General features: G+C 50.8%; 9 protein-coding genes. 8 read left to right on the top strand and 1 reads right to left on the bottom strand.

Annotated features, from left to right (window positions below):
• Window positions 1-6: 6 nt before the first annotated feature.
• From QNK41_RS22910 to QNK41_RS02460, 6 genes are all read left to right on the top strand, one after another.
• Entirely contained in the window at window positions 7-174 is a 168-nt protein-coding gene (locus QNK41_RS22910; RefSeq protein WP_413815104.1) for a hypothetical protein, read from the top strand.
• Between the two features lie 264 nt (window positions 175-438).
• Window positions 439-2,172 carry an AAA family ATPase gene (locus QNK41_RS02440; protein WP_319253385.1) on the top strand — a complete coding sequence of 578 codons (1,734 nt, stop codon included), beginning with the start codon at window positions 439-441 and terminating at the stop codon, window positions 2,170-2,172.
• 36 nt (window positions 2,173-2,208) lie between these two features.
• Window positions 2,209-3,918 carry a GspE/PulE family protein gene (locus QNK41_RS02445; RefSeq protein WP_319253387.1) on the top strand — a complete coding sequence of 570 codons (1,710 nt, stop codon included), beginning with the start codon at window positions 2,209-2,211 and terminating at the stop codon, window positions 3,916-3,918.
• A 28-nt stretch (window positions 3,919-3,946) separates the two neighbouring features.
• Entirely contained in the window at window positions 3,947-5,167 is a 1,221-nt protein-coding gene (locus tag QNK41_RS02450; protein ID WP_319253390.1) for a type II secretion system F family protein, read from the top strand.
• Complete coding sequence (locus tag QNK41_RS02455; protein ID WP_319253393.1) at window positions 5,164-6,510, top strand: sigma-54 interaction domain-containing protein; 1,347 nt, start codon at window positions 5,164-5,166, stop codon at window positions 6,508-6,510. The genes QNK41_RS02450 and QNK41_RS02455 overlap by 4 nt, the downstream gene beginning before the upstream one ends.
• 236 nt (window positions 6,511-6,746) lie before the next feature.
• Window positions 6,747-7,145 (top strand): prepilin-type N-terminal cleavage/methylation domain-containing protein, encoded by a 399-nt coding sequence (locus QNK41_RS02460; protein WP_319253395.1) that lies wholly within the window; start codon window positions 6,747-6,749, stop codon window positions 7,143-7,145.
• Window positions 7,146-7,205: 60 nt separating this feature from the next.
• Here the strand turns inward: QNK41_RS02460 and QNK41_RS02465 are convergent, their stop codons facing one another.
• Window positions 7,206-9,365, bottom strand: coding sequence for a tetratricopeptide repeat protein (locus QNK41_RS02465; RefSeq protein ID WP_319253397.1), 2,160 nt, complete (start codon window positions 9,363-9,365; stop codon window positions 7,206-7,208).
• 186 nt (window positions 9,366-9,551) lie between these two features.
• Here QNK41_RS02465 and QNK41_RS02470 point away from each other — a divergent pair, with 186 nt between their 5' ends.
• Window positions 9,552-10,040: a prepilin-type N-terminal cleavage/methylation domain-containing protein gene (locus QNK41_RS02470; protein WP_319253399.1), complete on the top strand. Its 489-nt coding sequence runs from the start codon at window positions 9,552-9,554 to the stop codon at window positions 10,038-10,040.
• Complete coding sequence (locus QNK41_RS02475; RefSeq protein WP_319253401.1) at window positions 10,037-10,447, top strand: type II secretion system protein; 411 nt, start codon at window positions 10,037-10,039, stop codon at window positions 10,445-10,447. The genes QNK41_RS02470 and QNK41_RS02475 overlap by 4 nt, the downstream gene beginning before the upstream one ends.
• The last annotated feature ends 302 nt before the right edge of the window (window positions 10,448-10,749 follow it).

Here is a 10,749-nt window from a genome sequence, read left to right on the forward strand (position 1 = left end):
TACGGCATACCCTGGCTTAGAAACATCCCAGGCCTCGGATATCTGTTTAAGGGTGAATCCAAGAACCGGCAGTTGGATGAACTTTTAATATTTATTACGCCCCATATTTTGAAAAAACGGCCAACGGTGACCGTGGCGCCCAGGAAACCGGTCGAGGCGGCACCAGCTCAATAATCGACCTATGGACGGGCGGGGCGTTTATTAAGATTCATGCGTCGCCACTGAACCGTGATAGCGAGCGCTTTCCCCGCCGCTTGTCGGAGCAAAGCGGAGATCCCGCCACCGGGGTCGGAGTGAAGCAGAAATCCCGAGCATCGGGTCGGCGGGGTTAGCGAGCGAACTGGAAATCGATTTTTTATCCCAACGGTGCTGCGCAGCACTGCCGTTACAGGCAGCACATTCCCCGCGGCTTGCCGCGGGTAGGGTTCAATTGCTTTTATGGATTATTTCAGCATACTCAACCTGGATCGGGAACCCTTCTCCAACTCCCCGGACCCGGATTTTTTTTTCCAGTCCAGACAGCATGTGGATTGCCTGCAGAAGCTCGAGCTGGCCCTTCGACTGAAGCGGGGACTCAACATCGTCATCGGTGCGGTGGGTGCCGGTAAAACCACGCTGTGCCGGACATTGCTTAATAAATTCGCTTCCGACCGGTCCATCGAGTCCCACCTGATTCTGGATCCTTCCTTCAACTCCCCGCTGACCTTTCTGGAAAGCATCTGTTCCATGGTCGTCGGCAAACGCGTCTCCGGCAGCGACGAGCACCATTTCAGGGAACAGATCAAGCATCATCTGTTTCAAAAGGGCGTGGATGAGGACAAAACCATCGTTCTGATCATCGACGAGGGCCAGAAGCTTCCCCTCTTCTGCCTTGAAATCCTGAGGGAACTCTTAAACTACGAAACCAATGACCATAAACTGCTTCAAATCGTTCTATTCGCCCAGGAGGAATTCCAGGAGATTCTGGACCGTCACGCCAATCTGGCCGATCGGGTGAACCTGATCCATTTTCTGGGACCGATGAGCCTTGCCGACACCCGTCAGATGATCAGTTTCCGGATCAAACATGCCAGCGGTCAACCCCATCCGCCGCAGTTGTTCACGGGACTGGCCCTGCTTGCCATATACCGCTCGACGGGCGGCTACCCCAGAAAAATTATTAACTTGTGCCACCAATGCATGCTGGCGCTGATTGTCCAGAACCGCTCCCGGGTGAGCTGGCGCTTGGTTCGGTCCTGCACGGACCGGTCGTTGGTCCAGCGCGGGCAAGCCCGCCGTGGTCGCCGGATCCTGGTCTACTCGGCCCTGGTTTTATCCGCTGTCATCGGAATGGTGGTCATGGTTATCCCCGGGTGGCTTCCATCAATCTCCCCTAAGGTCACCGGCAACCACTCGACAACCGTGCCGGAGAAAGCCCAGCAACCGCCGCTTTTGGCAGCGTCGACAGCGGTAGCCGAAAGGCCCATACCGATACAGCAATCTCACGCAGATGCTCCGATTGCGGACACCACTCAGCCAACCGACGAATTGCTTGCCCCCACGCCAAAGAAGATGCCATTACCGTCACCCACCCAGGCCTCCCCCATTTCCGACGGGCCAGGGGTCACGGATCCGGTTGTTGAAACCGCCACATCCGATAGGCCGGCGCAAACAACGGATCATCTCAAACCGGTACCACCGTCGCTTCTTGGTGCATTGACCGTGCGGAGAAACGACACGCTCGGGTTGATGATCAAGATCATCTATGGTGATTTTCGTGACAGCACCCTCAAGGCAGTGCTGGATGCCAACCCCCACATCGACCATGCCGATTCCATTCGCGTGGGGGACACCATTGCCTTTCCGGCCTTTCCGGCAGCGTTTGTTCAGCGCTCGTATCCGTTGTGGTGGCTCAAGGTGGATCAAACCGAATCCTTGGGTGCCGCTTTTCGAGAATCGATAAACGCATCTAAACATAAAGACGCGCCCTTGATGCGGATAATTTCCCAGTGGAATAATCAAACCGGACTGAAATACGGAATCTATGTCGCCGGCTATTTTTTTAATCTGGCCGCAGCCGAAAATATGATGGCAAATTTACCTGCTGAGTTTTCCGGTTCCGCCGAAATTGTTTCCGGCTGGACAGACCAAATCGTTCTTTTTTCAGATCCTTTTCTGGGAAGAGGATATTGACAATCGCAGGGTTGCAAAAAGGATGCTGGTGAAAATGTGAAAGAAAAGAAAAAACTCGGTGAAATGCTCATCGATGGCGGCCTGCTGACCGAAGAGCAGCTCAAACAGGCCGTTGCCGATCACAAGCGCAACAATATGAAGTTGGGCGAATACCTCGTGCGTGAGGGAATTGTCAGCAGTTCCGAAATCGTGAACCTGGTTTCCCAGCAACTGACCATCGAAAAATACAAACCGGACGCCTATCCCATTGACATCTCTCTGTCCGCTGTCATCCCGCTTGAGATGTGCCAAAAATATCAGTTGGTACCTGTCGAGCGGACCAGCAACCTACTGAAGATCGCCATGACCGACCCTATGGAGATCAACGCCCTTGACGCCATTGAAGTATTCACCAATATCGAGGTGGAGGCGGTAATCTGCACCTATCAGGAACTCAATCATATGATTTCGAGCCTTTACGGCACCTATTCCGCTATCGGCGGGGTGCTGGACGGCATGAGCGACATGCAGATCGAGAGCGCCCAGGATGCTGAAATGGCCGTCGTTTCAGAGGATGTTGAAGTCAGTTCCCTGCACGATATGGCGGAAGAGGCGCCGGTTATTCGCCTGGTCAATTCGATCCTCTCCCAGGCCGTTCGCGAGGGTGCCAGTGATATTCACATCTCGCCGGAAAAGGATTTCGTCCAGGTTCGCTTCCGTGTAGACGGCAAGCTTCATGAGGTGCCGGCGCCACCCAAGTCATTGCTTCTTTTAATTATTTCCAGGCTTAAGATTTTGTCCAACATGGATATTTCCCTTTCCCGGATTCCCCAGGACGGCCGCTTTACGATTCGCATGGACAACAAGGAGATCAATATCCGGGCGTCGACCATTCCCACCATCTACGGAGAAAACATGGTGCTGCGACTGCTCGATACCAGCGGTGGTGTCTATTCCTTGGAACAGCTGGGAATGAACGAAGCAGATATTCTCAAGCTGGATCCGATCATCAACAAGCCATACGGTATGATTTTGAGCACGGGCCCCACCGGAAGCGGCAAGAGCACGACGCTGTATTCCATACTCAAGAAGATCAACCAGCCGGACATCAATATCATCACCATTGAAGACCCCGTTGAATACCGAATAAACAAAATCCGGCAGATCCAGCTCAACCGTAAAGCGGGGATGTCATTTGCCAGCGGCCTGCGCTCCATTATGCGCCAGGATCCGGATGTAATCATGGTCGGAGAGATTCGCGACTCGGAAACGGCCAGTATTGCCGTTCAAAGTGCACTCACCGGCCACCGGGTCTTGAGCACGGTTCACACCAACGATGCTGCAGGGGCCATCACCCGGTTTATCGACATGGGCATCGAGCCCTTTCTCGTCTCATCGGTGATGCTGGTTTCCATTGCCCAGCGCCTGGTGCGGAAAGTCTGCCCATTTTGCAAAAAACCCTGGAAGCCACCCGCGGCCGCCCTATCCTACTGGGGGTTGGATAAGGTTCAGGGCGCCGATTTCGTTCAGGGAAAAGGCTGCTATAACTGCATGGACAAGGGGTATAAAGGGCGAACCGGTATATTTGAAATACTGGTCATCGATGAAAAGATTCAAGAGATGATCCTTCAACGGGCGTCATCCCAGGAAATTATGCGGACCGCCAGGGAATCCGGCCACCTGCGCACCCTGAAAGATGATGCCACACGAAAAGTGATCGAGGGAGAAACGACCCTCGACGAAGCCGTAACCGCGGTGATGATGTAGTAGGCTGAAATTTAAAAAAGCAATTATTATGGCCAAGTTTTATTACCAGGCAATTACTGAAAACGGCAGCTCCGTGTCCGGCGCCATCGATGCTGATTCTGCGGAAGGTGCCACCAATGCACTCGTGGCCCGGGGGTATATCCCACAAAAAATAACCGATGCGTCAAAATCGGGGATTGGTTTTTTCCTGACAGAACTGCAGGAAAAACTCACCACGGTCAAATTGCCAGAATTGATCCTGTTCACCAAGCAACTCAGGACACTGATCCGCGCCGGTGTCCCCATGCTGAAACTCCTCCAGGTACTTGAAAATCAGAGCGAAAACATCAAGTTAAAGCGGATTATCGTCTCCATTTCTCAGGATATCCGGGAAGGTGGGAGTCTGTATGACGGATTCAGAAAATACCCTTCCGTTTTTTCTCCGTTATATTGCAGCATGCTTCATGCCGGTGAAACCAGCGGAGCCCTGCCCGAAATCCTGGACCGCCTGATCTATATCCTGGACCATGACCATAAAATAAGAACCGATATCCGATCGGCACTACAATACCCAGCCATCGTCATGGTCTCCCTGCTGGCGGCGTTTCTAATTTTACTGACCATGGTCATACCCAAATTCGCCTTTATTTTCTTAAAATCAGGACTTCAATTGCCCCTGCCCACGGTGATCTGCATGAAGTTGTACGCTATCTTGACCGCCTATTGGCCGGCGTTGATCCTGCTGGCTGTGGGGTTGGGTATTTTTATCAATATCTATCTGAAAAGCGAGATCGGGCGATTCAGACGCGATCGGCTGCTTCTCCATCTGCCGTTGTTTGGCGTGTTGGTCCGCAAGGCAGCGATGGCACGGTTTGCAAGTATTTTTGCCATTCTTCAAACCAGCGGCATATCCGTACTGGAAACCATGTCCATTCTGTCTGAAACCATCAACAACGCGGCCTTGTCCAGAGCATTCGAAAATATTACGGAACGCCTGGAAGAAGGCCGAGGGATCTCCGGTCCGCTGGCCACGTCACCCTATTTCACGCCGATCATCATCAACATGGTTGCCATCGGTGAAGAATCCGGGAATCTCGATGAAATGCTCCACGAGGCGGCCGAACATTATGATTCAGAGCTCGAGTTCGCCATGAAACGGATCTCCGATTCCATCGGTCCGCTACTGACGGTTTGTCTGGCGGCCATGGTTTTGTTCTTTGCGCTGGCCATCTATCTGCCCATGTGGGACATGGTGAAAATGGTTAAATGATGAAAGATATTCGTTTCCATATCAGCCTGTATATCATCATTCCGGTAATTTTTGCCGGAATCGCCATCTTGTCCATCATTGTCACCTACAATACGACGACCTATTATCTGTCAAAGGCCTTAAACCCTCAATGGCCGGTGGTTTGGTGGGGGATGCTGCTGATCGCATTCACGTTGATCTGCGGCATCCTGATCGTAAAATTGCTTATCGATCCAGTGAAGCGTTTTGTTATAAAAACAAGAGGGTTAGGAATTGTAAAAAATGTAAATCCGCCAAAACATGCCTCGGTGGCCACCGATGACATGGGCAAGTTTACCATGGTTTTTGAACAGGTTTCGGAATTGCTGGGCAAGGTTGAAGCGCGGCAACTGTTTCCGGATATCATCGGCCAAAGCAAGGTGATGCGCGGGGTGTTCAACCAAATTGTCAAAGTGGCGCCTAAAGAATCCACGGTGCTGATTACGGGTGAGACCGGAACCGGCAAGGAACTGATTGCCCGAAGCATTCACCAGCACAGCAAGCGGCAGGACCGACCCTTTATCGCTATTAATTGCGCGGCCATTCCTGAAGCGTTGTTGGAAAGTGAATTGTTCGGCTACGAAAAAGGGGCATTCACCGGTGCAAATATAAAAAAACCCGGAAAATTCGAGCTGGCTGATGGCGGCACCCTTTTTTTGGATGAAATCGGTGACATGCTGCTGGAAACCCAAGCCAAGGTGCTTCGGGCCATAGAGGAGCATACGATCGAGCGAGTGGGCGCCATAAAGCCGACAAAAGTCAACGTTCGTTTTATTGCCGCCACGAATCGCAACCTTGAAAAAATGTTTGAGGCTGGCCTCTTTCGCCAAGACCTGTTCTACCGACTGAATGTTTTTTCCATTCTGCTGCCGCCATTGCGGCATAGACGAGAAGATATTCCCTTGTTGATCGAAAAATTTTTGAATGAGAAGGGCAAAGACTGCCACCTCTCGTCAGAATCCCTTCAGTTGCTGATGACCAATGATTGGCCTGGAAATGTGAGGGAACTGAAAAATGCATTGGAATCGGCAGCCGTTCTGGCAGGTAAAAAAATACTGCCGTCCAACCTGCCCGTTTCCATAAAGCGAAATGAAAGCCTCAATGGATCAACCAACGCCCCGATCGATGCGATGATGGTGAACTTGAATGGAAACGCGGATCTGGATGTGCAAATCAAGGACTATGAACGGCGTATAATCGTTGATGCGCTTCGCCGATCTGGTGGTGTTCAAGTCAAGGCCGCCAACTTACTGGGAATTAAAGAACGAAGTTTGTGGCATCGAATAAAAAAGCACCAGATCGACATCGCGGAATTCAAGCCGTAGCCGGCCCCGGGGGAGGCTACAAAATCCGGAGGAAAAAACTACATAATTTGTAGGGTTTGCTTTTCTTCTGAAAATAATATAGACAAAAATTATCGGTGCATTTATTTTTATCCAAATTTTTTTATATTTTTTCTTATAGTTATCTGATCTAAAGCAGATAATTTTTTGAGTTTGGCATTGTCTGTGCTCATTATTGAGATAACAACAACCTTCTTCCATGCGGAAATTGAGGAAATATGATTGACAATCAAAAATTGAAAAATGTGCTCGAGAGCCAGAAGGGTTTTACCCTCGTTGAAATTATTGCTGTGTTGGTCATTTTAGGGATATTGGCTGCCGTTGCCATACCTAAATATTTCAACCTCCAGGAAGAAGCCCGGACCAAAGCCCTGGATGCCGCCCTGGGTGAAGGTATTGGACGGGTCAATCAGCATTTTGCCAAGCAGTTACTTTTAGGCGACACACCGGGTGAGATCATCTATGACAATACCACCATCGGAACCAATCTCGGTGACTTCACTTTAACCACAGGCGTCGCTAGTAATACGATTACGATGCTTGTTACCGGTAATGCTGGTACCCCGCTTGACGGTAATACAAGGAGCAAGTCAGTTCCACGCCCCGGTTCACCCTGATTCCCTGCCTTTGCTTCTATTTTATAATTACCATGTGCTTCGGGAAACGGTCGTCTGCGCTCAGCGGCCTTTTCCTGCTTTTTCTGATTCCCGACTTAACGAATACGAAATCACCGATAGAATATACGCCGGATTTCGGGTATAAACCACCGCTTCAGACAGTTTGGCACGGGTTAGGCCCTCTTGCAGCCACAGATCCCACGCCCTGTCGCCTTTTGCAGCCGTAAGATCGGCAACAACGCGGCTGAGCCGATCGTAATTGCCGGCCTGATAGTAAAGTTCGCATAGCATCAATGCCGCGACCAGGCTGCCTGGCCGTTCGCTTCGATAGGCCTGCCAGAAAAAAACAGCCTTGGCCCGCATTCCCTGCAACCGATATCTTTCACCGAAAATGGCCAACGGCCCTACGGCTCCGGTCAAGGCCACGCGGGCTTGCCGGGCATAGGCAAACGCCGTATCCGTGTTTCCCTTCAACAGTTGGATTTTTCCCATTGCCGTTAGAATTTCGGGGTCATCCGGCCATTTATTGAGGCACGCCTCGAGGTGTGCCTCGGCCTCTTCCACATTTCCGTTGACCAGTTCGCACATGGAATAGGCCAACCACATGGTTTTGGAATTCAAGGTGATTTCGGTGGCCTTTTTAAAATAAGACAGGGCCTGCTGATAGTCGTTTTCAATGGTTTCGTAATATAATCCCAAGTTGTGGTAGGTCACACCTTTCTGCGAAAGGTTGAAATACCGGTCTATTGTTTCTGACCGCTGAAGCGCCTGAAAAGCCTTTTCGTTGAAGCCATGTTTCATCAGCTCGATGCCGTAGTTGTTCTGCACGACGCTCAAGTGGGGTGATTTGTTGGCGTTGTCCCTCCAGAATATCAGACCATGACGAAACAGATTGCTGTAAGCGTGGGTGGAGTGCCCGATGGACGCCAGGACTACAGCGCCAGTGACCACAAACAGCATCTGGAATTTCCGGCTGTATGAAAAATAGTTCAGGGTTTTGAGAAACAGTATCACCGGAATCAAAAACAGCAGCATGGAGGGGATGTAGTTGCGGTGTTCGTAGATCAGTTCGAGGCCAATAAAAGATCCTTCGATGGCATGGTTGACGAAGAAAAAGACAATGCCAAAGGCGATGATCGGCTGCCGTTTCGACAGCCAAAACAAGGCGGTGGAAAAAGACGCGACCACCAGGATGATGGACGGCAGGGTCGTCCAGGGTGACCAAAGGGACGTCGAGACCTCAATATCATGAACCAGGGTCAGTTCGGAAAGCAGCGGATAATACAGCATTTTCAGGTAAATTATCACCACCCGCGATTCAGTCATCAGCCTTTCAACGAGTGTAAAGGGCCGATTTTCATAGCCGTCGAGCAGGTGGGTCGGATCGGTTAAGATCAGGCCGACAAGGATCACCATGGCCAGCGCCGGCAGCCCCCATCGTACCATTTTTTTTAAATCGATATGGGCCATCCCCCTGATCATTATCATTTCATACAAAAACAGCGAGACGGGCAGCATGGCGCTGTTCTGCTTGGTTGCGAAGGCAGTCAGTGCGCACAATCCACAGGCGGCGTATCCGCCAATCGTTCCCCTAACTGTTCGGGCGGTTCTTGCTTTGAGATACCCATACATACTCATGATGGTGAACATGCCTGCCATGGAGGCCATTCGCTGAACGATATAGGTCACCGCCGTGACATGAATGGGATGAATGGCCCAAATGATAGATGATAAAAAGGCCGCAGTGTGAGCCGAGTCGTGATATTTGTTGTCAAATATTGGCAACATCAGGGAGTTTTTGATGAATAGATATAGAAACACGGTGGCGGTAAAATGGATTAAAAAATTGACCAGGTGATAACCGAACACCTGATTCTTTCCCACATACCAGTTCAGGGCAAAGCTCAGGTAGGATAGCGGTCGCTGGACCCTTTCGGTGGCAGATAGGTCTTGCGATTTAAAAATAAAGGCTTTTTTCAGGGAGGCGACACTGATCTGTTCTAAATGAACGTTGTCATTTTCCAGGATATTCGGTATGTCGTCGTAAATCCAGATGCCTGAAAAGCTTGGTACGTATACCAGGAGAAGCACGACGAGAAAAAATAGCAGGGCAGTAACCGTCTGCCTGGTAGATTGAACGACAGTGCGAGAAAGGGTGTCTTCAGACGCATTGACTGTTTTTTCCGGTTCGCAACGGGTCGAAGGATTCTGTGGGTTCACATCCCGGCCTTGCATCTCAAGTCTTTTGTCGCATGTAAACGGACCGTTTTTTTTGCCTGCCCCTTTATTACGTTAAAATCAAGGTAAATACAATTCGTTAAGAACTGACGGCGTCGGTGGGTTGAAAAGCGGCAGCCCATCTGATTTGAGGTTTTATTCGGTCTTAACATCTGATATTCAAATGACATGCCGCCATTTTACCAATCACGGGATCAGATGGGTTTTACCCCATTGGAAGTACTCGTCGTGCTGATCATCATCGGCATCATCAGCGTGATAGTTATCGGCCGCAGCGATATCGGCCAGACCGATCTTCTGGCCCAGACCGAGGTCATCAAATCCCATATCCGTTATGCCCAGTCCCGGTCCATGAGTTCCGATCGAATATGGGGAATACGCTGCGATGCCACCGGGCAGTCTTACTGGCTATTTGTCGACGGAGATCCCATAAACCAAAAACGAGACCTGCCCGGCGAGGAATCCGATACGGTGGACCTCATGCAATATAAACTGACGCTGACGCCGACAACCCTTACTTTTAATCATCGGGGCAGCCCCTGTTCCGACAACAATGGAGAAGCTTTTCTGGCAAGCAATTTGTCATTGACACTGTCGGCCGGCGGGGGGGCGACCACAACCATTCTCGTCACCCGCAACACGGGATTCATCCCATGAAATCAACACTATCGGATCAATCGGGATTTACTCTGATCGAAATCATTGTCACTCTAACCGTTACCGCCATCCTTTCGGTCATGCTGGTGCAGTTCATGGGAACCAGCATGTCCAGGAGCGCAGAGCCAATTATATCCATGCAGGAAGGTATGGCCCTGCATAGCATCTTTGAAAGCATGAATGCAGACTACAAGCAGTTGCTGCTTACCGACAACACGCCCCTTGAGACCTTTAAAACGAGGGTTGAGACCCCCGGATTTTATGGGTCCTATGCACTAACCGACAGTAAGTACATCCTATTCGACGGCAGCCAGGCCGAAGTGCCCTGCAACACACCGGATTGCCGGATATTGAAGGTAACGATTTCAATCGGCGACCATTCACTAACGTCGCTGTTTACCCGATGATACGACTATGAATCAGATAAAGCCGGCAGTGACTGCAATTGAACCCTCCCCGCGGCAAGCCGCGGGGAATGTTCTGCCTGTAACGGCAGTGCTTACGCAGCACCGTAAGGATGAATGTCTATTTTCAGTTCGCTCGCTAACCCCGCCGCCCCGATGCTCGGGATCTCTGCTTCATTCCGACCCCGGTGGCGGGATCTTCGCTTTGCTCCGACAAGCGGCGAGGAATGCGCTCGCTATCGCGGTTCAAAATTGTCACCGATTGAAGGGTGATACCGGGTTTACCCTGATCGAAATCATCGTTT

It is taken from the genome of Desulfosarcina sp. (assembly GCF_033791525.1).
In the GTDB taxonomy this organism is placed as follows: domain Bacteria; phylum Desulfobacterota; class Desulfobacteria; order Desulfobacterales; family Desulfosarcinaceae; genus Desulfosarcina.